At 44.2% G+C, this 22,433-nt stretch carries 16 protein-coding genes and 1 riboswitch; of the genes, 11 read left to right on the top strand and 5 right to left on the bottom strand.

Going from position 1 to position 22,433, the window contains the following annotated elements; genetic code table 11:
• The first annotated feature begins 9 nt into the window (after window positions 1-9).
• From R2103_RS03405 to R2103_RS03430, 6 genes are all read left to right on the top strand, one after another.
• Window positions 10-1,320, top strand: a complete 1,311-nt coding sequence (locus R2103_RS03405) for a UDP-glucose/GDP-mannose dehydrogenase family protein (RefSeq protein WP_317530129.1) — start codon at window positions 10-12, stop codon at window positions 1,318-1,320.
• A 65-nt stretch (window positions 1,321-1,385) separates the two neighbouring features.
• Window positions 1,386-2,585 (top strand): glycosyltransferase family 4 protein, encoded by a 1,200-nt coding sequence (locus tag R2103_RS03410; RefSeq protein ID WP_317530130.1) that lies wholly within the window; start codon window positions 1,386-1,388, stop codon window positions 2,583-2,585.
• A 156-nt stretch (window positions 2,586-2,741) separates the two neighbouring features.
• Entirely contained in the window at window positions 2,742-3,437 is a 696-nt protein-coding gene (locus R2103_RS03415) for a class I SAM-dependent methyltransferase (protein ID WP_317530131.1), read from the top strand.
• A 150-nt stretch (window positions 3,438-3,587) separates the two neighbouring features.
• Complete coding sequence (locus R2103_RS03420; RefSeq protein ID WP_317530132.1) at window positions 3,588-4,460, top strand: class I SAM-dependent methyltransferase; 873 nt, start codon at window positions 3,588-3,590, stop codon at window positions 4,458-4,460.
• Between the two features lie 292 nt (window positions 4,461-4,752).
• Entirely contained in the window at window positions 4,753-5,856 is a 1,104-nt protein-coding gene (locus R2103_RS03425) for a hypothetical protein (RefSeq protein WP_317530133.1), read from the top strand.
• Between the two features lie 63 nt (window positions 5,857-5,919).
• Complete coding sequence (locus R2103_RS03430) at window positions 5,920-6,984, top strand: hypothetical protein (RefSeq protein WP_317530134.1); 1,065 nt, start codon at window positions 5,920-5,922, stop codon at window positions 6,982-6,984.
• A gap of 245 nt (window positions 6,985-7,229) precedes the next feature.
• Here R2103_RS03430 and R2103_RS03435 read toward each other — a convergent pair whose 3' ends face one another.
• Complete coding sequence (locus R2103_RS03435) at window positions 7,230-8,234, bottom strand: NAD-dependent epimerase (RefSeq protein ID WP_317530135.1); 1,005 nt, start codon at window positions 8,232-8,234, stop codon at window positions 7,230-7,232.
• A gap of 4 nt (window positions 8,235-8,238) precedes the next feature.
• Window positions 8,239-9,567: a UDP-glucose/GDP-mannose dehydrogenase family protein gene (locus R2103_RS03440; RefSeq protein ID WP_317530136.1), complete on the bottom strand. Its 1,329-nt coding sequence runs from the start codon at window positions 9,565-9,567 to the stop codon at window positions 8,239-8,241.
• 1,026 nt (window positions 9,568-10,593) lie between these two features.
• Between R2103_RS03440 and asnB the strand changes: the two genes are divergently transcribed.
• The 4 genes from asnB to R2103_RS03460 all read left to right on the top strand — a co-directional run bounded on the left by asnB (window position 10,594) and on the right by R2103_RS03460 (window position 17,889).
• The gene (gene asnB, locus R2103_RS03445; protein WP_317530137.1) at window positions 10,594-12,462 is read left to right on the top strand and encodes an asparagine synthase (glutamine-hydrolyzing); all 1,869 of its coding nucleotides are present in this window, start codon (window positions 10,594-10,596) and stop codon (window positions 12,460-12,462) included.
• Window positions 12,463-12,468: 6 nt separating this feature from the next.
• On the top strand, window positions 12,469-13,566 hold the full coding sequence (locus tag R2103_RS03450; protein ID WP_317530138.1) for a glycosyltransferase family 4 protein: 1,098 nt from the start codon (window positions 12,469-12,471) through the stop codon (window positions 13,564-13,566).
• A gap of 852 nt (window positions 13,567-14,418) precedes the next feature.
• Window positions 14,419-14,505, top strand: a riboswitch (cyclic di-GMP riboswitch).
• A gap of 111 nt (window positions 14,506-14,616) precedes the next feature.
• Window positions 14,617-15,963: a hypothetical protein gene (locus R2103_RS03455; RefSeq protein ID WP_317530139.1), complete on the top strand. Its 1,347-nt coding sequence runs from the start codon at window positions 14,617-14,619 to the stop codon at window positions 15,961-15,963.
• A 474-nt stretch (window positions 15,964-16,437) separates the two neighbouring features.
• A complete protein-coding gene (locus tag R2103_RS03460; RefSeq protein WP_317530140.1) occupies window positions 16,438-17,889 on the top strand; it encodes a mannose-1-phosphate guanylyltransferase/mannose-6-phosphate isomerase in 1,452 nt (483 codons plus the stop codon).
• A 29-nt stretch (window positions 17,890-17,918) separates the two neighbouring features.
• Here R2103_RS03460 and R2103_RS03465 read toward each other — a convergent pair whose 3' ends face one another.
• The 3 genes from R2103_RS03465 to R2103_RS14345 form a co-directional block, all read right to left on the bottom strand.
• A complete protein-coding gene (locus R2103_RS03465) occupies window positions 17,919-19,904 on the bottom strand; it encodes an aminotransferase class I/II-fold pyridoxal phosphate-dependent enzyme (RefSeq protein WP_317530141.1) in 1,986 nt (661 codons plus the stop codon).
• A 60-nt stretch (window positions 19,905-19,964) separates the two neighbouring features.
• Complete coding sequence (locus tag R2103_RS03470) at window positions 19,965-20,798, bottom strand: peptidylprolyl isomerase (protein WP_317530142.1); 834 nt, start codon at window positions 20,796-20,798, stop codon at window positions 19,965-19,967.
• 183 nt (window positions 20,799-20,981) lie between these two features.
• Window positions 20,982-21,266 carry a DUF6629 family protein gene (locus R2103_RS14345; RefSeq protein ID WP_411172586.1) on the bottom strand — a complete coding sequence of 95 codons (285 nt, stop codon included), beginning with the start codon at window positions 21,264-21,266 and terminating at the stop codon, window positions 20,982-20,984.
• A gap of 42 nt (window positions 21,267-21,308) precedes the next feature.
• Between R2103_RS14345 and R2103_RS03475 the strand changes: the two genes are divergently transcribed.
• A protein-coding gene (locus R2103_RS03475) for an IS3 family transposase (protein ID WP_411172575.1) occupies window positions 21,309-22,426 on the top strand; the annotation gives its coding sequence in 2 pieces (ribosomal slippage) (window positions 21,309-21,570 and window positions 21,570-22,426; 1,119 coding nt in all).
• Window positions 22,427-22,433 lie beyond the last annotated feature (7 nt).

Genomic DNA, 22,433 nt, shown 5'->3' on the forward strand with positions numbered 1-22,433 from the left:
AGGAGTCACATGAAGATAAGTATATTCGGTTTGGGGTATGTGGGGACTGTTTCTGCCGGGTGCCTGGCTACGGATGGGCATTCTGTGATCGGGGTCGATCCCAACAAAACGAAAGTTGATTTGATCAATCAAGGCGTATCACCGATTGTCGAGAAGGATATCGGGGAAATGATTGCAGCAGCGGCTAAGAATAATGTATTGCGAGCAACCTTAGATGTGCGTGATGCGGTTATAAATTCCGATATTTCATTGGTTTGCGTGGGAACGCCTTCACAACTGAATGGTAATCTGGATTTAAGTCATGTCCGCAAAGTCTGCGAACAAATTGGCGCGGCGCTTAAAGAAAAAAGCGCTTTTCATGTGGTTGTGGCGCGCAGCACGATGTTGCCGGGCTCAATGCGCACTGTCGTTATTCCAGCATTGGAATCCTATTCCGGAAAGAAAGCGGGGGTCGATTTCGGGGTATGCAACAATCCGGAATTTCTGCGTGAAGGTACGGCCGTATTTGATTATTACAATCCACCTAAAACCGTGATCGGCGAAACGGACAGCAAGGCCGGCGAATTACTGATGCAATTGTATGCGAAAATGACCGCGCCGCTTATCCGAACCGAAGTGGAAACGGCGGAGATGGTTAAGTATGCCGATAACACCTGGCATGCGGTCAAAGTGGCATTTGCCAATGAAATCGGCAATCTCTCCAAAGCGGAAGGTATCGATGGTCACAAAGTGATGGAAATTTTCTGCCAGGATACCAAACTGAACTTGTCTCCCTATTACATGAAACCTGGATTTGCCTTTGGCGGTTCATGCCTGCCCAAGGACGTGCGCGCGTTGATGTATAAAGGCAAGAGTCTGGATATGGATTTGCCCCTCATCAATGCCATTCTGCCGTCAAATCAGCGGCAGATTGAGAAAGGTATCAAAATGATCGTCGAAAAAGGGAACAAGAAAATCGGTATCCTGGGATTTTCTTTTAAAGCGGGTACCGATGATTTACGCGAATCACCCCTCGTCGAAGTCATTGAATATCTGATCGGTAAAGGATATGAGCTTAAGTTATATGATAAAAATGTGAATCTGGCGGCGCTGACCGGTGCGAATCAGGATTATATTTTGAATCATATTCCGCATATTTCTAAATTAATGGCTTCTTCAATGGAAGAAGTGCTCAATTTCGCACAAACGATTGTCATCGGTAATGGTGCTCCAGAGTTCCGTAATGTGCCGGATGAAATAAAGTCCGGGCAAGTGGTGGTGGATCTGGTCCGGATAGCGCCTAAATTAAGTGGAGAGCAATATGACGGAATTTGCTGGTAATACGAGAGGGTGAATTCTGGACGAAAAAGGTGTAACCATTATTCTCACAGCTTCAGGCAAAAGTTATGTCAGATACTAACGCGCGTCGAGTTCTCATTTTAGTCGAGAATCTTCCTTCCCCTTTCGATCGCCGGGTATGGCAGGAAGCGACAACACTGCATGACAACGGTTATGTGGTTTCTATTATATGCCCTACGGGTAAAGGTTATGAAAAGGAATATGAAGTCATAGATGGAATTCATATTTATCGCTATCACTTACCGTTTGAAGCCGAAGGTGCAAAAGGGTACTTGATTGAGTACTCTGTGGCTTTATTTCATACCTTCCGGCTTGCCTGGAAAGTGCAGTTTTCTCAGGGATTTGATGTGATTCATGCATGCAATCCGCCTGATTTGTTATTTCTGATTGGTGGTTTCTTTAAGTTGTTTATGCGTAAGAAATTTCTTTTTGACCACCATGATATCAATCCGGAGCTTTATGAAGCTAAGTTCGGACGGCGTGATTTTTTTTATAAACTGATGGTACTGTTTGAACGCTGGACTTTCAAAACGGCAGATATCTCTATCGCAACTAACGAGTCCTATAAAAAAATTGCTATTGAACGAGGTGGCATGGATCCGGCTAAAGTTTTTGTGGTGCGTAGTGGGCCTAAGTTGGACCGGTTGCGTATCTTACCTTCCAAGGAAGAACTTAAGCAGGGACGACGATATTTAGTTGGTTATGTTGGTGTGATGGGAGCGCAAGAAGGAATTGATCTCCTGTTACAAGCAGCGCGCTATCTGATCAAGGATTTGGGTCGTTCCGATGTACATTTTGGATTGGTCGGTGGTGGTACATCTCTAGATGAAATGAAGCAAATGGCTATCGATTTAGGAATCAGTGAATTCATAACGTTTACTGGCCGAGTTCCTGATCAGGAGTTGCTAGAAATGCTCAATACCGCCGATATCTGTGTGAATCCAGATGTCGCCAACGAAATGAATGATAAGTCCACCATGAATAAGATTATGGAATACATGGCACTAGCTAAGCCAATCGTTCAATTCGATCTCACCGAAGGCCGGGTTTCTGCGCAGGATGCATCGCTATATGCGAAGAAAAATGATCCGATAGATCTGGCACTAAAAATTGTGCAATTGCTAGATGATCCTCAGTTACGAGAACAGATGGGAGAATTCGGCCGCAATCGCGTAAGGAATGAATTGGAATGGCAATATGAAGCACCAAAGCTGTTGGCAGCTTATGATGCGATATTCGTTAGATAAGGATTTTCGATGAATTAAAACCTGAAGTGTTCTCATGGATTTATTCGGTCGCGAAATGAGGGTGTTTCAAATCAAGCTTGAAATGGGTGGTGTGGTTGCAAAGATTGAGTTACCTTTACTTGATTATTTTTAGCAATAAAAGAATGAGAGAAAATCATGACTCAAATTTATAATGATGGTACATATCATGAGAATAATCCCACATGGCATGAAGAGGATTCGCCGTGGAAAGCACTCCAGGTACAAAAGATTATAGAAAGAAACTCTCTTAATCCAAGTAAAATTTGCGAGATTGGATGTGGAGCGGGTGAAATTCTAAATAAATTATCAGAGCATTATGAAAATAAAAAAGAGTTTTTTGGTTATGAAATATCACCGCAAGCATTTGAACTCTGTGCAAAGAAATCAAAGCACAATTTGACTTTCAAACTTGCAAATCTATTAGAGGACGATGCGGATTATTTTGATATCGTTATGGCAATTGATGTATTCGAACATGTAGAAGATTATTTTGGCTTCTTGAGAAAACTAAAAACAAAAGCCAAATACAAAATTTTTCATATCCCACTTGATCTATCTGTTCAAACAGTTTTTCGCTCCTCTCCAATTATTAAGCATAGGAAATCAGTCGGACATATTCATTATTTTACAAAAGAAACTGCTTTAGAAACACTAAAGGATACCGGATACCAAACTGTTGATTATTTTTACACGAATAGTTCTGTAGAGCTGCCAAATAGAGGGTGGAAAGCAAATTTATTAAAGATACCAAGAAAATTGTTTTTTTCCGTAAATAATGATTTTGCTGTTAGGGTTTTGGGAGGTTATTCACTATTGGTTTTGGCCGAATAGTATTTTTACTATGATTTTTTTGATTGTTTCTTTTTTGCCTCAGAGATTCTGTAATCGGTATTAATTTTCGAGATTCAAAATAAGAAAAGAAGCAGCAATAACCATAGTCATCAAGTGATTAAATGATTGCAAGACATAGGGAGATGTAATATGAATGAATCAGATATCCAAGACTTTTGGAACCGCAATCCTTGCGGGGATTGGCAAGTTGGTGGTCTGGAACAACGCCGCGGTGATTATGAAGCATTCTTTACTGACTATGATAAATTTAGATACACTAAAGAAGCTCATATTCTACGATGTCTGGATAATGTTGATTTTGAGGGAAAACAAGTTCTGGAGATCGGATTGGGGCAAGGTGCCGATTCGGAACAGATCGTAAAACGCGGCGCGCTTTGGTCTGGACTCGATCTTACTGCGGAGTCTGTCGCCAGAGTGCAAACACGTTTTTCCTTGCGGCAGCTTCCGTATCAGTCGATCAAACAAGGGAGTATTTTGCAAGCTCCTTTTGAAGATAATAGTTTCGATATTGTATTCAGTCATGGCGTATTGCATCATGTACCTGATATTCTCTCGGCTCAGCGAGAAATTCATCGTATCCTGAAACCTGACGGAGAATTAATCGTCATGCTTTATGCAAAATGGTCGCTCAATTATCTTGTTTCTATCAGCATTGTACGTAGATTGGGTTTATTAGCGCTATATTTCATGAATCCGGAGCCAACTTCGATCTACGGACAGCATGTTGCCAATGCTCGCGCCATGGGATTGTTTCGATATCTTGACATGGATAATTTTATTCACAGGAATACGGACGGTCCGTTAAATCCTTACGCAAAAGTCTATGATTTGCAAGAGGTTGAGAAGGATTTTTCAGATTTCAAGATCGTGCGTTCTTATAAACAGTTTATGCATGCGCCGCCATTGCCGGTGCATTGGTTACCATTCGAACGGGCGCTTGGATGGCATTTGTGGGTTCATATGCGGCCTACCCTGAGTAACTCACCGCTAATTTCTTCATAGGAAGACATTCCAAATTAATTCTTATGCCCGATCATTGTTGCTAGTAATCTCGAGAGGAAGTTGTAAAAGAATGCATTCCGTAATTCCCGTTAACAAAATACTATTAAGCTCCATGGCAAGTTTTACGCAATTTGACTTGTCGTGTCTTGAGTAGCAAAATTTTATTGCGAACTGCTATGAGATTTCTTGCCTAGTCTAATAATAGACAAGTTCTGCAATACTGATAAATAATGCTTTTTTGCCCTGTCGCGTATTAATTGTATATAGGTATCTAAATAAGGAGAAACCGAAGATGAGTTTTGATTACCTTGCATTGCAAGTAACTACTGGTATTTTATTGGCACCTATCGCTGATGCACTGAAGATAAATCGAACTAAAGTGGATTGCGCTAAAAAGCTAAGTACGGTCCTGATGTTTTTTGTATTACTGTTGCTTTATGCTCCGAATGGCATTACGGCAAACGGAACAACTTCTGCGGAAACGACAACAACAACAACAACAACCCCAAGTCGAACGGCTACGCTGCTATTTTGGTCGAGATTTGGTGACGGTGTTTATCTCGGGCCGCCACGTACGTTCGCAACGAAGGGTGCATGGCAGGACATCATGGGGACTGATAAGAGTACAGGGTTTAGCTGGCCAGTCAAAGCGCTGGGTGCAGACTTTTCTGGCGTTCAATTGATTGCTATCGATCCTATCACCCCTTCAACCATCGAGAATTATATAACCAATGAAATCAGGCCAATTCCCGAAGCAGACGGAAAGAATGAACTTGTTCAAACTGTAAAAATAAAAGGATCATTGGGGCAAGCGGGTTCACAAGCGCCATTGCTGATTAAAAGACCTTGGACAATCGGAGATGTAAACGACTTGTATATTACCTACTGGTTTAAATATCCAGCAGACTTGATCTCAAAACTGGATAGTGGGGTTTCATCCGCGAATTGGCGGACACAATTCTCGCTCAAGACAGGGGGATACAATAACACTGGAGAGGGTGATTATCGAATGAGTGTGACTGTAATGAAAGGAACCGATGGCAAGCTCTATTGGATGACAAAGGGTGATAATTTGGGCGGTGTTTTCCCCACTAGGGTTGATTACTGGCGTATAGATAATCGTGCCGTCCCGGTACCTCTTGATCAATGGTTTAGATTTGAAGTTTATTGGCATAGATCCGCCGATATCGATGGGCGATTCTGGGCAGCAGTGAATGGTAAAGTGATTGCCGATTATCGTGGACCTAATATGGGGGATTATGGTCTTCCCATAACTCGCATTTTTGTCAATGATTCCTACAGTGGTGGCTATGCGCCAGTTGAATCACGGACAGCAGGTCTGGAAATATGGAGTGGTTTTCCATGCGGGGTGGGAGAGTCATGTCATTTAAAATAAAAAACAGCCAATCTTTCACATTCCTGAAGCTATAAAAAAACCGGTCATTTTGAGAAATCATACATGCGTATCAATACTCAGCCATTACAATTGACTAAGAATCTTGTGACATTGGTGAGTGGAAAGTTGTCGCATAAGCAGTCCGGTACTGGCATAGGAATTTTCACGCTGTTGTTGCTTATTGTTTCTGGTTTTATCGCTCCACTAGTTCACGCGGCCGATTTACTATTTAAATCTAACTTTGGGTCAGGTGTATCACTTGGAGCGCCGTATAACTTCGCCTCTAAAGGGGCTTATCAAGATATTGTTGGTATGGATAGAGAGACTGGCTATCGTTGGCCGGTCTCTGCCTTGGGTGCAAACTTCTCAGGTATTCAATTGATTACTGTTGATCCTATCACTTCTTCGACCATCGGAAATTACATCAGTAGTGAAATCAGATCGGTAGCAGGACCAAATGGTGAAGCGGTTAATGAGCTTTATCAGCAAGTGAAAATAACCGGCGGATTGGGGCGAGCAGGCTCACAAGCACCGTTGTTGATCAGAAGGCCATGGACAATTGGTGATGTCAATGATTTGTATATTACTTACTGGTTTAAGTATCAGGCGAATCTGGAGACGCAACTGGATAATACGGTTTCATCCGCGAATTGGCGAACACAATTTTCACTCAAGACAGGGGGATACAATAACACTGGAGAGGGTGATTACCGAATGAGCGTGACTGTAATGAAAGGAGCCGATGGCAAACTCTACTGGATGACAAAGGGTGATAACGTGGGGGGCGCATTCACCACCAGGGTTGATTACTGGCGTGAAGATAATCATATTGTTCCAGTGCCGATAGATAAATGGTTTAAATTTGAGGTTTACTGGCACCGGTCAAGTGGCACTGATGGACGCTTCTGGGCAGCTGTCGATGGTGAAGTGATAGCAGATTACCGCGGGCCCAATATGGGTGATTACAATCTTCCTATAACCCGGATTTTTGTGAGTAATCCGTATAGTGGCGGTCATGTATCCGTGAATAATCACATCACGGGATTGGAGATATGGAATGGTTTTCCTTGTGGTGAAGGAGTGTCTTGTTATAATAAAATGTCAAAAGTATCTTCTGATCATCGGTGAATAGTAGCAAGGTGTGGTTAAAAAGGAATCCACTGGTTTAAGTGGCGAATGGACTTGCACTATATGGTAGCGAAACTATGCTGGTGGCAGATAGCCTAGTTGAATTTACCTAGTTTGGTTGAATTTTTTGCATTTCAGGCAGGTTATCGATGTAGAACTCTACTGATAGTAGAGCATCAGATATTTTTCCCCCAATCCCGTATCTTGTGCTATTTGTGCGGTCGTAGGCATACAGGAACTCGCAGCTATACGTGGAATCCGCGATACCAAGCCACCCACTTTGCGATACCTTCGACTAACGGTGTTTTAGGTTCAAAACCGATATCACGTCTGAGATCCTCAACATCAGCGTAGGTAGCAACGACATCGCCCGGTTGCAGCGGGAGAAAATTCTTCTCTGCTTCCCGACCAAGTGCTTCCTCAATAGTTTTGATAAAAGTCATCAATTCAACCGGTTGGTGGTTACCAATGTTATAAACCCGATAGGGAGCGTAGCTAGTCCCGGGATCGGGAATATCCTTGGAAAAATCCGGATTTGAAGTGGCGATGTGGTCGAGAACACGCACTGTACCTTCGGCGATATCATCGATATAGGTGAAGTCACGCTGCATTTTGCCATGATTAAATACATCGATAGCGCGACCTTCAAGAATGGCACTGGTAAACAACCAAGGTGACATATCCGGGCGTCCCCATGGACCATAAACTGTGAAATACCGCAAACCAGTGGCAGGCAATCCATAAAGATGGCTATAGGTATGTGTCATCAGTTCGTTTGCTTTTTTACTGGCAGCATAAAGACTAACCGGGTGATCTACGTTGTCGTGGACTGAGAATGGTAGATGGGTATTGGCACCATATACGCTCGACGAACTCGCGTAAACAAAGTGTTCGACATCGTTGTTGCGGCAGCCTTCTAACAAATTACCGAAACCGACCAGGTTAGTCTGGATATAGATATGTGGATTCTTTAGTGAGTAACGTACACCGGCCTGAGCGGCAAGGTTAATGACACGGCGGGGTTTCTCCTTGGCAAACAAATCTTCGATGGTTTGCCGGTCAGCTATATCACCCTGGATAAATTTGAAATTGGGATAGTGTGTTAGCTGTGCCAGCCGGGCATGTTTAAGACGTGGATCGTAATAATCGTTAAGATTATCAATGCCGACAACTTCGTCGCCCCGCTTTAGAAGGATTTGAGCGACATGCATGCCGATAAATCCTGCAACACCAGTCAGCAGTAGCTTCATAGCTCTAATTTCTGCCCATCGAATAATAGGTAATACACTCGCGAACCATGCGCTCCGGATTATACAAGTTTCGTCCGTCAAAGATCACCGGGGTTTTTAGCTCCGTTTTAATGAGATCGAAATCTGGTGCGCGAAACTGCTGCCACTCTGTAACGATTACCAGCGCATCAGCATGGCGCAGTGCTGCTTCCTTGGTGCCCATCAGGGTCAAATCCGCGCGCCGTCCATAAATACGCTGACACTCATCCATCGCAACGGGATCAAATGCCTGTACCTTTGCACCGGATTGCCAAAGCGCTTCCATGAGGGTTCGGCTCGGAGCCTCTCGCATATCGTCAGTATTGGGCTTAAAGCTTAAGCCCCAGATAGCAATAGTCTTGCCGCTGAGCTTATTTGCGCCGCCGAAGTGCTTAGCGAGTTTTTCAAAAAGCCTTGCCTTTTGGCGATTGTTGACTGACTCTGTTGCTTTTAGTAATTCAGCGTTGTAGCCAATTTGTGCCGCAGTGCGTTCCAACGCCTGCACATCTTTGGGGAAACAACTGCCTCCATAGCCGCATCCCGGATAGATGAAATGGTATCCGATCCGCGGATCGGCACCGATACCTTTACGGACTTCTTCAATATCCGCACCCAGTATTTCGGCCATATTAGCCAGCTCATTCATAAAGCTAATTTTGGTCGCAAGCATCGCATTAGCTGCATATTTAGTAAGCTCGGCACTTTTTACATCCATAAATATGATGCGCTCATGGTTACGATTGAAGGGCTCATAAAGTTCGTTCATGCGTTTACGAGCCTCGATTGATTGAGTGCCGATAATGATGCGGTCAGGCTTCAAAAAATCACTGATTGCCGCGCCTTCCTTGAGGAATTCAGGGTTTGAAACCACGTCAAAGGCAATCTTTCCACCACGCTCGGCGAGCACTTGTTCGACGCGCGCCTGTACCTTGTCGGCGGTACCAACCGGTACCGTTGATTTATTGATAATGATCTTGTAACTCTGCATATTTCTAGCGATGCTTTCGGCCACAGACAATACATACTGCAGATCGGCAGATCCATCTTCATCCGGAGGGGTGCCAACAGCGATGAACTGTATTTCGGCATGTTGAATCGCGGTTGCCACATTGGTTGTAAATTGCAAACGACCTGCATTTACATTTCGCTCAACAATGGCATCGAGACCTGATTCCCAGATGGGAAGAACTCCTTTCTTCAAGTTATCGATTTTGGTTTGATCAACATCAATACAGACCACGTTATGACCGACATCCGCTAGGCAAGCTCCGGTAACCAAGCCGACATATCCAGTACCAAAAATGCTAAGTTTCATAGATCTCCTCGTATTTCCAGATCGGATGCTGGAGAATAGACTGGTTTAATTTCTTCTCTGAGATTCTGAATGCAGATTCCGATTAAACGCATGTGATTTTGTTTAAAAATAAGTTAGCACAACTTCATGTGAAATCGTGTGTGCAGCCACTATATCTGTGGCACATTGTATTCGGCGCAAGTTCAGTCGATTGTACAATGCCTGATGAGCGAAATTCATGCGTATGATGCTTTTGAGCTGTCTACTGGAGTATCACCGCACCAGACCATATGGCGGATAGAAGACGGCACATCGCATTACATACTTGAAGAATTTCCGCATTTGAAACAGTAATTCAGTAGCAGGCATTTTTATACGAAAATATTTTTATACCTCTGTGTGCTAGATGAGGTAACAAATAATTAAATAATACTTGGAGCATCACTTTGATGCCAAGCCCCAACGAAAAATTTGAAAGAGAAGCGGGAACAAGATGCGTTGTTTAGTCAATAAATACTACAAACTTTTCAGTTGGCGGTCCAAGCTCAATGTCTTTACAAGACATTAATTAACAAACACCGTTCTTAATCAATAGACTTAACGGCGATTATACTTATTTTGCTTTAATAAAGTAAACAATGAGGAAGGATAGGCGGAAGATGAGAATTTCTTGCATGATTTACAGTTTTTCGCTCCCATTTACTCAGAGACATCAGGAGAAGGTTTGGATTTCAATCCGTAGCTCAGCCATTCTTTAAGACAAGTTAAGGGCTTTGCTTATGAAGTTTCAAATTTGTATAAAAATAGACACTTTTCTGAGTACTGGTGACTGTTGTTTGACAACCGATCCAGCTTTTGGTACTTTGAATTTTGAGTAAGAGTAGCTTATTCTTTCTTATGCTAAGCGCAAGCGATTCTCATCTTGTGAATGGTGGGTATAAGTATTCAGCAAGTAGAAAAGATATAAAATTATCAACCCACCAAGAATATCCATAAGTGGAAAAATTTTCCCAAAATCAGTAAGTCATTAAAACGAAAATACTAATTATGTGTGGCATTGCGGGAATCTATCACTTCGCCGGGCGGCCGGTGCACGCCAGTTTGCTAAATCCGATGATCGGTTGCCTTGCTCATAGAGGTCCGGATGGAGAAGGGACGTATATCGATGGCTCGATAGGATTAGGTCACCGGCGTCTCGCGATTATTGATTTGTCTACGGGGCAGCAGCCCATGCTCAGTGATGATAAATCGCTGGCGCTGACCTTTAACGGCGAAATTTATAATTATGTAGAACTGAGAGAAGAATTGCTGAAACTTGGTTGTCGATTCCGCACAGAATCGGACACTGAAGTTATTTTGCATGCATATCAAACCTGGGGAACGGAATGTCAGAATCATTTCAACGGCATGTGGGCATTTGCTCTATGGGATGCGAAGAAAAAACAATTATTCGTTTCACGTGACAGAATCGGCGAAAAACCGCTTTTTTTCGCTGACTACGATGAGACTTTTCTTTTCGGTTCAGAAATAAAATCCATTTTAGCTTACGGCGTTCCGGCCGAAATTAGGATGGAGTTGCTTGAAATCTATTTAATGCTGGGATATATCCCGGCACCTCACACATTTTACCGTCATATTCACAAGCTGCGTCCCGGACATTATCTCCTGGTCAAAGATGGCAAAGTGACAGAGCAGCAATACTGGAGTTTTCCACAAATAGACGAAAATGAGATGCTTGTTGACAGAATGGCTGTGCATGAAGAGTTCAGTCATCTGTTGAGTGACTCGGTGAAGATCAGGATGCGAAGTCATGTGCCGTTTGGCGCTTTTCTAAGTGGCGGATTGGATTCCGCCAGTATTGTTTCCTTGATGTCACAATATACAAAACAGACTGTAGAAACTTTCACCATTGGTTTTAAAGAAAAGCTGTTCGACGAGCGTGCGCTGGCGAGACAAGTCGCCACAGCATTTCACACGAAGCATCACGAACATCTGGTAGAACCGGATACTTTCGAGCAATCCCTCAAAAAAGTATTACACCACTATGATGAACCATTCGGTGACTCATCAGCCATACCAACCGGCCATGTCTCGCATCATGCAAGCCAACACGTCAAAATGGTACTGACTGGCGATGGGGGGGACGAGGTATTGTCTGGCTACACGATTTACCAGGGGGAAAAATTTTCCGCTCAATACCAGCGACTGCCCCGTTTAGTGCAAACAGGAATTCCCAAGCTAGCTTCGGCACTGGCATTCTCACTTCGTGGCAATCTGCGCTACCAATTGAATCGTGCTGCCAAGGTGTGTTCAGCAGCCGCAGCACCATTTAATACCCGGCTTATTACTAAATTAGCGTCTATCAATCCGGAAATAATCAAGGAATTAACCGGCAATCAAACGCAAATCTGGCGTATCGAGGATTTTCTTGAAGATACAATGCGTGATTGCCGATTCAATGATCCATTCTATAAGTTAATGTATTTTCAGTACAAGGTATCATTGCCGGATGATATATTAGTCAAGGTTGATCGTATGAGTATGGCTTATTCACTTGAGGCGCGTGTGCCGTTTCTAGATCATCGCCTTGTTGAGTTTATGGCAAAGGTTCACAAGGATGTAAAAATGACTGGCTATACGCGAAAAGCCATTCTGCGGGATACAGTCGCCAAGTCATTGCCCAGTGCGCTTCTGAAAGCCCCGAAGAAAGGATTTGTCGTTCCATTAAGGGAATGGTTCAAAGGAGAATCGTTTCGCACTCACTTGAACGATCTACTGGAACTCGAAGGAAAATTCGGGATTAACCGGGATACTATTGAGCATATAGTGAGAGCAAACATGGATGGTAAGTCTGATAATGGCAATTTTATATGGATACTGTTTTTACTCAGACAATGGCGGCAGAATGTTGGTTGAGTATAAATGCTGAAAGTTCTTATAACCGGCCCCTCTCTCTCCGATCAAGGCGGGGTAGCGGGATATTATAATGCCGTCCTTCCCTTCTTACGTGAGCTGGATAGTCTCAGTATACATTACATGGAAATAGGTTCCACTAAAGGTATGGGCGGGAGCTTGTATCCTTTGATGGACCAGATCAGATTCCGGCAAGCGCTTGGTGACACTAATCCATCTATTGTTCATGTGAATCCCTCGCTTACCTTGAAGAGCTATATTCGCGATGGTTTATTTATTCGCAAAGCCAAGCGTATGGGGTACCCTGTTGTAGTATTTTTCCGTGGATGGGATAAAGGTTTCGAGTCCTTAGTGGAGAAAGCAGGCTTATGGTTTTTCAGAAAAACCTACCTTAAAGCGGATGCATTTATCGTTCTTGCCTCTGCATTCAGGGATAAGCTCAAGGAATGGGGTGTGACAGTACCGGTTCATCTTGGCACGACAACGGTGTCCAGTGATCTTCTGCGTGATTTTTCCTTCACCAAGAAATCAGAGAAATTGACTACCGAGCCCTTGATCAAAGTTTTGTTCCTTGCCAGATTAGAGAAGGAAAAGGGGGTGATTGATGCTATGGAAGCTGTGACCTTGTTGCGGGATAGGGGAAAACCGGTTTCACTCACAGTGGCTGGAGAGGGTGCTGCGATGGACGCTGTCAGGGAATACGCAGATCGATATGATCAATCGAAAGAATTCCTGTTTGTTGTAGGTGATGTTCGTGGCGACAAAAAGAGATCATTACTCGCATCTCATCATATTTTCTGTTTTCCATCCTACTATGCTGAAGGCATGCCTAATTCTGTGCTGGAAGCGATGGCATTTGGAATGCCTGTTATCACATGCTCGGTCGGGGGGTTACAAGATTTCTTTGAGCATGAAGAGATGGGCTATCTAGTGCGACAGAAAGAAGTGGCGGATATCATGGGTGCGATCGAGCAGCTGATTGATGATCGAGGCATGCTTAAAAGAATGTCTGCTTACAATTATCACTATGCAATAGAGAAATTTTTAGCACCGGGCGCGGCGAATTACTTGGCGATTGTATATCAGCAGGTTGCTGCCTTGAAATGAAGAGATTGATTCAATTATCACCGTAATTTGATGGATCTGTAATAACACTATTTCGGGGCCAATTACCTAGGCGATTATAGTGACATTTTTTGTTAACTAATGACATGATATGTTAATGGGTTCTGGATTTATAGCTTGATATCGATTATAGGCATTCAATTTAATCAACCTTTTGAGATTGTATGTTCTAGCCTATAAGTATGCCAAGCATGTGCTTGCGATCATAAAAGACTTGGCAAGCGCAAAATTTGCGCAACTGGCTACCATGGTTTGCTCACCATTGAATTGCACTAGCCAAATTGCGTAGCTTTGTGAGCCGTATTGCAATATTTTGAGTTTATTGTGGCAACGTTAAATGGACATCATCAGCCGGTTTTATTCGACAATAATAGATCATTCCTGATAATACTGACACTGACGGAGAAAGCTCACTTGGTTATTTTGCATAATCATCATTTCTCGTTCTCGCGGACTCAATGATCAAGTCTTTTTGCCAGAAATCAAACTCTGTGCGAATTGCCAGATCCCGCGATGCAATCATCGACACTACTCATCTTATCTTTTCTGGTGCCATACCTGCGGGCAAATAGTTATGTGGCTTTTCCAGTAACTGCTATTTTTAGCGGTTGATTCGTGCTGAGCAAATTCTATAACGCGATGCCAATTGTACGATCTCTTGTCTTTCAATTGATGCCAATGACACTTAGTTCTGAATTCGCTGGAATATTACTTATTTTTTTCCGGGCTTATCATGCTTCTATCTATTTTTTCAAAGTTTAATTACCTATAGCAGTTTTGGGATGTCATTTCGGCGGCTACAGTTGGCACGGTTTATGCTGAATTAGTATCGCAACATGAAAAAGGCAAACTCTGCGAAAGCAGGGGACGCAAAGTCACTGATCTAAAGGGCGAATGCCCCAGGATGGCAGGACTGCCAGATACGTTACTCGTTTATTTACTACGTTATATTGATGTTGATAATTATCGAATGAAATAACTTTGAAGCGTATCCATGCAGTTCCATCCTTTAACTCTAAGGAGGAACGTTATATGAATATTAACAATCAAGCATTACAAGCCAGCAGTTTTCCGGTTTTAATTATAAAGCAGCTACATATAGAGAAATCTAATGCTAATTGCTTTGCCCGGCGTGGCGTTAACATGGTATTTATTAATATGCTATTGCTACTGACTGCATTGAGCTTTGTGACCCCGGCAGCTTATGCAGCTTCTCTGCTTTTTAAATCTAATTTAGGTTCTGGTGTTTCTCTCGGAGCGCCATATAACTTCTCAGCTCACGGAGCATATCAGATGATCAATGGCACCGATAAAGAAACCGGATATATGTGGCCGGTTTCTGCTTTGGGCTCAAATTTCTCAGGTGTGCAACTGATTACTGTCGATCCTATTACGTCTTCAACGATCGGAAATTACATTAGCAGTCAAATTCGATCGGTAACAGGACCAAAAGGTGGGGCGGTTAATGAACTTTTTCAACAAGTGAAAATTACCGGAGAACTGGGACGAGCTGGCTCGCAGGCGCCATTATTGATTCAAAGACCATGGACGATTGGTGATGTTAAAGACTTGTATATTACTTACTGGTTTAAATATCAAGCTGATCTGGAGACACAACTGGACAATACAGTTTCATCTGCGAATTGGCGGACACAATTCTCACTCAAGACAGGGGGGTACAATAACACAGGAGAGGGTGATTATCGGATGAGCGTGACTGTAATGAAAGGAGCTGATGGCAAGCTCTACTGGATGACAAAGGGTGATAATGTGGGCGGCGTATTCCCCACCAGGGTCGATTACTGGCGTGAAGATAATCATATTGTTCCAGTGCCGATAGATAAATGGTTTAAGTTTGAAGTTTACTGGCATCGGTCAAGTGGCACTGATGGACGCTTCTGGGCAGCCGTCGATGGCGAAGTGATAGCGGATTACCACGGGCCAAATATGGGGGATTACAATCTTCCTATAACCCGGATTTTTGTGAGCAATCCGTATAGCGGCGGTCATACGTCAGTAGACAATCACATAACAGGATTGGAGATATGGAATGGTTTTCCGTGCGGTGACGGAGTGTCTTGCCTTAATTTTGATACTGTTGCTCCTACAGTGCCAGCTTCATTAGCATCAAAACTATCCAATTATGGAACTGCTTCCGGAGTTGCACTATCTTGGAGCAAGTCCTCAGATAATGTAGCTGTTGCGGGATATAAAATATATAGAAATGGGACTAATATCGGTGTAACCACTACTGCGACAAGTTTTAGAGATGTTATTATGGGCAGTGCTAAAGGAGCTCTTTACAGTTATACAGTAAGAGCATTTGATGCTGCAGAAAATTTATCCGCGGCAAGCACTGCAACATTGGTAACTTATTAGTGGGATACTGATCTACTATGTGTTAAGTTAATTTCAGCAGTAAGTGCTACTTGATTTTAGATAAGTGTTTTATTTAATATCTTTTTTCAGCGATCAAATCCGCCGGAATATATTTCTGGCGGAAATTAATCGAGTTGTTTGCATTTATAGTCTATTCAATTCGATAATTAAAGTACAAATCGTATAAAGTAAGCCATTTAGGATGTTAATTGCTGGATTCTTCCTATTTGCTGCTCAAAACAAGTATCAGCAAATCAAATTTTTGTTTAATATAATTCTTATCTCGGTTCCAGTGCTCGAATAAATTACCCAAGGATCCAGTAGAATCACAACAGTTATTAAGTCCCTATATCGAAATCTTAATGGCATAATCCACGAGAAATAAGTATATGATATATTGCAAGAGAAAAACTTTTATAAATTAATAAGTTAAATGAGTGTGAGTTAGAAAACGCTCGGTATCTTTATCCTTGAATGAATACATTAACACCTATCATCTTATCCGGTGGCTCGGGCACCCGCCTTTGGCCTCTGTCACGTGAGAAATATCCCAAGCAGTTATTGCCATTAATAAACGAGGATTCTTTGCTGCAAGCCACTGTCCGGCGTATGGATGGATTAAGTGGCGTGCAATTAAATGTACCGATGGTTGTGTGCAATGAAGAATATCGTTTCGTCATTGCTGAGCAATTACGAGTCATGGATAGAAAAGGGAGTATTCTGCTTGAACCCTTCGGGCGCAATACTGCTCCTGCATTAACATTAGCTGCGCTCGCAACCCTACGGGAAGGGGATGATCCCATTTTATTGGTCATGCCGTCCGATCATGTGATTATGGATGTGGAATCATTTCAGGCTGCTGTTTTAGCAGGTATGTCACAAGCAATGGATGGCAGGATTGTCACTTTTGGGATAACACCTGACGCTCCTGAAACCGGGTATGGTTATATCCAATCGGGCGAGTTAATCGAGCAGGGCAAAACTGCTTACCATATTGCGCGTTTTGTCGAAAAACCGGATCTGCCGACTGCGCAAACTTATCTAGATGCGGGTAATTATCTCTGGAACAGCGGATTGTTCATGATGCGGGCCTCGGTATGGCTGTCCGCCATTGGCAAATGCCGGTCGGATATTTTAACGGCTTGCCAAGCTGCTTGGGATCAGGGATTGGCAGATGGTGATTTTCTCCGTGTCGATAAGCAAGCTTTTGAGCAATGCCCAAGTGATTCGATCGACTATGCAGTCATGGAGAGAATTGCTCGGCAGGAAAGTGACTTGCCAGGTGGTGTAGTCATTCCGCTGACAGCCGGATGGTCTGACATCGGTGCGTGGAGCTCATTGTGGCAAGTGCTTCCCAAAGATGACGCGGGCAACGTAGCGAAGGGGGATGTATTATTAAATGATTGCAAAAATACCCTGGCCATTTCCGAAAGCCGTTTGGTTACCTGTGTCGGTATCGAAAATGTGATCGTTGTTGAAACTCCGGATGCTGTATTGGTTGTGCATAAAGACAAAACACAAGACGTGAAATTGGTTGTCGATATGCTGAAACAGCAAGGCCGCCCGGAAGGAAAATTGCACCGTAAAGTGTTTCGTCCATGGGGCTGGTATGACGGAATCGATGTCGGTGAGCGTTTTCAAGTGAAACGTATTGTGGTTAAACCCGGTGCGGCCTTGTCCCTGCAAATGCATCATCATCGCGCCGAACACTGGGTTGTGGTGCGGGGTACGGCTCGGGTTACGCGAAACAAAGACGTGTATTTGGTCTCGGAAAATGAGTCGACTTATATTCCATTGGGTACGAGTCATCGTTTAGAAAATCCCGGTTGCGTGCCGCTGGAAATGATTGAAATTCAATCCGGCTCGTATCTGGGGGAAGACGATATTGTCCGGTTTGAAGATATTTATGGGCGGAAAGAGCATTAATCGAGCTTGTTCTTATATGCGCTGATAAGTTATTTATCCAATTGTTTTAGTGTTTCTTCTTCAGCATTAGTCAATAGCCTTAAGCACGGCAAATAGCCATCGAAGACTATGCCATGCACTTCAATGTGCTTTTGCGAACGTAACATACTGATCAAATATTGTGTGATAGCCTGAGTAATCACTTGCCCGGGAACCAGCACAGGAATGCCGGGCGGGTAAGGCGTGATCTGATCCGCGCATACCCGGCCATTAAGACTTGAATTGACCTTATCTTGTTCATCCAATAGCGGCATCAGTTCACCTCCACAATAAAATGCGTCACGCGGGAGATACTTCAACTCGGTGAACCGTGGAATCTCTGCCGTTTGATAAAGCCGTTGCGGCGCGCGGTTTTCACGGGAAATGCGCATCAAGGCATCGTATAACCGAGATACTTTGCTGCGGGTGGTGCCGATGGTAAGCAGCAGAGTGAGCGTGTTGAAAGTGGATTTTTCCACCTGGATATTGAAGCGCTCAAATAATTCCCGGATTAATTCCTCAACGGTGAAACCGCAGCGCGAAATATCCACCGTTACTTTGGTAGGATCGAGTTGAATGTCATCGTGCTTGATTTCATCCGGTAGCAGATCGGACAGTTCCAGTACCTGAAATACACCGGTGGAATTGATTTGCGCACGTATTTCTTGCGCCAGCTCCAATGTGCGTGACAGCAGTTTATATCCCTCCAGCATAGCCTGCTTTCGCGCCACATCGAGACTCGCAATCATGCTGTACTGCGGACTCGTGGAAGTATGCATGTTGAAGTTTTCGCGGAACAAATGTTCGTTGAAATCGGGATCGTTGACATGAATCATGCTGGATTGTGAGAACGCCGATAGTACCTTGTGCGTGCTTTGGGTGGCATAATCCGCGCCGGCTTCCAATGCGGTAGGACGAAAAGCCGGGTGGAACCGGGCAAAGCCATACCAGGCTTCATCGATGATCACCTTAATCCCTTTGGCGTGCGCCGCTTCAATAATAGGCGGTAAGTCATAACGTAAGCCATCGTAGGTGCAGTTGGTTAAGATCAGCGCCTGTGCATCGCCGTGTTCTTCAATCGCTTTGAACAAGGTTTGCTTGGGTACCGGCCCGTAAATATTGAGTTTCTTATTGACGGAAGAATCCAGATAAACCGGGTGAGCACCGGACAACACTACGCCATGATGCACGGACTTATGGCAATTGCGATCCAGCAACAACTTGTTGCCGGGAGCCAGCAGCGTTTGGAAAATGACCTTATTGGCGGTCGAAGTACCATTTGTGGCAAAAAATGTCCGGCGTGCGCCAAAAGCTTTGGCGGCAATTTTCTGCGCTTCAGCGATCACTCCGGCGGGTTCCATCAAGGAATCCAGCATCGGCACCGAGACCGATAGATCCGCGCGGAAGATATGCTCACCGATGAATTCGTAAAAATCGCTGACCCATGGACTGTCGCGCAAGGAGTCACCGGAGGAGTGCCCCGGCGTATGCCAGGCATCCTTGGCCATCAGCACATAATGCTTGAGTTGGTCATAGAAAGGCGTGCGTGCTTTTTCCTGCAACTGGGCATTCAGAATGCGGTACATGCCGCGGTAATCGCGTTCTTCGCGGTAAAAATACCCATCGACCGTTTCGGAAAAAAGTGCATCGACAACCTCATCCTCCTGTTCTTGCGCGATCAGGATGTAAATATTGAGTTCGGGGCGAAAATGGGTGATTTTCTGCACCAGCTCGAGCGCGGTCATTTGCAGATCGAGATCGCGTGCATGTTTACCTTGATGCTTTAAGGTATAGAGCCGGTCATCGACCACCAACCCCTGAATATCGCCATCTTGTTCAATCGATTGGAGCGCTTCTTGAGCCGTGGTTACGCCGGAGAATACGATGCCCAAGGGATTCTCCATCGATTTGGCGGCAGCGTTCAGCCCTTTGGTGAATTCTTTCAGAATCAATTTCTCATCGTTGATGAGCAGGATCCGGCTGACTGGTTTTTTCATGAAGTGCGGTCTACCGGATTGAGCAGGCTGGATTCGAGTGGCGGTGCAGCAACCTGATTTTTATTCAAAGCTTAACAAAGTGAATTTGTATAATTCAGCGTCCGTCAATTGCAGCACAACATTTTTAACCACAGAAGAAGCACCGATCATAACCGACGGGATCTGCAACTGGCTAGTACTGTTTGAGAGCGTGGCGATATTGCCGGGACTGACGGACAAGGGCACAACACTAGCCGGATCGAGTTGAAACACGTAAGAAGGGTTGTCGCTGACCAGCTGCAGGCTGACGTGATACATCTGACCGGTTCCGATATCCACGGCAAAACTTAAATTACTGTCACTGAATATACCGGTCACATCCGTTACTTCCACGCGATCAATCTTTACCAGATTGCTCAGTGCGGCGTGAACGCCGTCAAAATCTTTGAGCGGTGCGTTAGTAAGACTGCCTCCCAGATTCCTTACGGGCAGCTTTGCAATCGCATCGAAAACGGTCATGCCATCGAAAATAACGCGCCCGAATACCGTAAAGCCGCCATTCTGATAATCCAGATTGGCGGAATTGTCAGCCAGATTGACGAACCATTGGCTGGTTGCACTGTTGGGGTTGCCGCCCAATTTTGCCATGGCGACTGTGCCGCGCGTATTGGAAATCTTGAATTCGTTAATAATCGGAGAAAAGGTATTGACAGCTACCAGCGATTCTCCGCTGGTGCCATCGACAACCTTGAAGCCGCCGCCTTGGATAACAAAGCCGGGAATGCTGCGATGAAAAATTCCGTTTGTATAGGCATCGCTATCGATGTACTTGAGAAAGTTTGCGGTAGTAATGGGTATCTGTGTTTCAAAAAGCTCGATACAAAATTGCCCCATGCTGCTGGTGAAACAAGCCACGGAATTCGCTTGCGCCGTAGGTGATAAGAACAGCAGGCAGATGGACGCAGCTTTATAATAAATTCGAGAGATGCGCATGATGATAAAAATTATTGGGTTTAAATCTGGATTTTACTGACAGACTGGAATGTGAAGCAATTGTTTTTTATAGAAAAGCCGCGGTTCTGTGTATAGGAGTGCATGCTAGGATATGGGAATTAGCGGTTTTTTAATGCGATGTGCAAAGTAAAAATAAATAAGCGCACTGGCGATCGCCGCGAAAAAACACCAAACCGAGGCAAAAGTTTCGAGATAAGTGAAATAAGCGACGAAGAACCCGATGGTGATGATGCCGGCAGAATATAGATGTTTATAGCTGGAAAAAATGAACGGTGCGCAAGTAGCCAGCAAATATAAAGTAATAACCAACTGGTGGTTACCGACGTGGTGTTTGTAGTGGGGTAATCCCCCCAAAAATTGAACGAGCAAAGCAGTAGAATTTTCTATCCTAGACGAAGAGGAATTTTACTGATGAAGAAGCAGCGATTTACGGAAAGCCAGATCATGCAGATATTGAAGCAAGCTGAAGGAGGAATTCCTGTGGCTGATTTATGCCGGGAACATGGAATGAGTACTGCAAGTTTTTATAAATGGCGCAGCAAGTATGGTGGGATGGATGCTGCCTTACTATCTGAAATGAAGGCGATGGTTGAGGAAAACAAACGGTTAAAGCGGATGTATGCGGAAAGCCAGATGCAGAATGAGCTATTGAAGGAGGCACTTGGAAAAAAGTGGTAAAGCCCTCACAGCGCAAAGTAATGGCACAATGGGCAGTACAGGATAAATCCGTTAGTATCGTTTTGGCCTGTACAACATTTGGCATTTCTGAGACCTGCTATCGTTATCATCCGGCGCTCAACGATGAGAACGAAGAAATCGCCGATTGGTTACTACGCCTGACGACTTGTCACAAGCGTTGGGGCTTTGGCTTATGCTTTCTTTATTTGCGTAATGTGAAGGGTTTTGGATGGAATCACAAACGTGTGTATCGTATTTACCGTGAGCTGGAATTGAATTTACGAATTAAGCCACGCAAGCGATTAAAGCGGGAGAAGCCGGAGCCGCTAGCTGTGCCAGAACGGCCCAATGACACATGGTCGATGGACTTCATGGCTGATCAACTCACCAATGGCCGGTCTTTTCGAACCTTCAATGTGCTGGATGACTTCAACCGTGAAGGGTTGGGAATCGAAGTGGACGTATCGCTTCCATCAGAACGCGTTACGCGCGCTCTGGACCGGATTATCGAATGGCGCGGCAAACCCAGGAAGATTCGTTGTGATAACGGGCCGGAGAATATCAGTGGCACGCTTTGTTGTTGGGCAGAAACTCGAGGTATTCAGCTCGATTACATCCAGCCAGGAAAGCCACAGCAAAATGCCTACGTGGAACGCTATAACAGGACCGTCCGGCATGAATGGTTGGAGATGAATGAATTTGCAACCATTGAAGAGGCCCAACTCACTGCGACACAGTGGTTATGGATTTATAATAATGAACGTCCAAGTATGGCACTTGGAGGTATCACGCCAGCAATGAAGTTGGCAGAAGCTTTTAAATTAAAACTCTCTACTGCATGCTCCTGTTAAAAATGGG

The organism is Nitrosomonas sp. Is24, assembly GCF_033063335.1.
Lineage (GTDB): Bacteria > Pseudomonadota > Gammaproteobacteria > Burkholderiales > Nitrosomonadaceae > Nitrosomonas.

What these genes read in the sequence shown, in the direction of transcription:
- R2103_RS03440 (WP_317530136.1), bottom strand. Translation starts at nt 9,567, where the DNA reads ATGAAACTTAGCATTTTTGGTACTGGATATGTCGGCTTGGTTACCGGA.
- R2103_RS03410 (WP_317530130.1), top strand. Translation starts at nt 1,386, where the DNA reads ATGTCAGATACTAACGCGCGTCGAGTTCTCATTTTAGTCGAGAATCTT.
- R2103_RS03420 (WP_317530132.1), top strand. Translation starts at nt 3,588, where the DNA reads ATGAATGAATCAGATATCCAAGACTTTTGGAACCGCAATCCTTGCGGG.
- R2103_RS03460 (WP_317530140.1), top strand. Translation starts at nt 16,438, where the DNA reads ATGAATACATTAACACCTATCATCTTATCCGGTGGCTCGGGCACCCGC.
- R2103_RS03425 (WP_317530133.1), top strand. Translation starts at nt 4,753, where the DNA reads ATGAGTTTTGATTACCTTGCATTGCAAGTAACTACTGGTATTTTATTG.
- R2103_RS03405 (WP_317530129.1), top strand. Translation starts at nt 10, where the DNA reads ATGAAGATAAGTATATTCGGTTTGGGGTATGTGGGGACTGTTTCTGCC.
- R2103_RS03435 (WP_317530135.1), bottom strand. Translation starts at nt 8,234, where the DNA reads ATGAAGCTACTGCTGACTGGTGTTGCAGGATTTATCGGCATGCATGTC.
- R2103_RS03430 (WP_317530134.1), top strand. Translation starts at nt 5,920, where the DNA reads ATGCGTATCAATACTCAGCCATTACAATTGACTAAGAATCTTGTGACA.
- R2103_RS03455 (WP_317530139.1), top strand. Translation starts at nt 14,617, where the DNA reads ATGAATATTAACAATCAAGCATTACAAGCCAGCAGTTTTCCGGTTTTA.
- R2103_RS03465 (WP_317530141.1), bottom strand. Translation starts at nt 19,904, where the DNA reads ATGAAAAAACCAGTCAGCCGGATCCTGCTCATCAACGATGAGAAATTG.
- R2103_RS03450 (WP_317530138.1), top strand. Translation starts at nt 12,469, where the DNA reads ATGCTGAAAGTTCTTATAACCGGCCCCTCTCTCTCCGATCAAGGCGGG.
- R2103_RS03415 (WP_317530131.1), top strand. Translation starts at nt 2,742, where the DNA reads ATGACTCAAATTTATAATGATGGTACATATCATGAGAATAATCCCACA.
- asnB (WP_317530137.1), top strand. Translation starts at nt 10,594, where the DNA reads ATGTGTGGCATTGCGGGAATCTATCACTTCGCCGGGCGGCCGGTGCAC.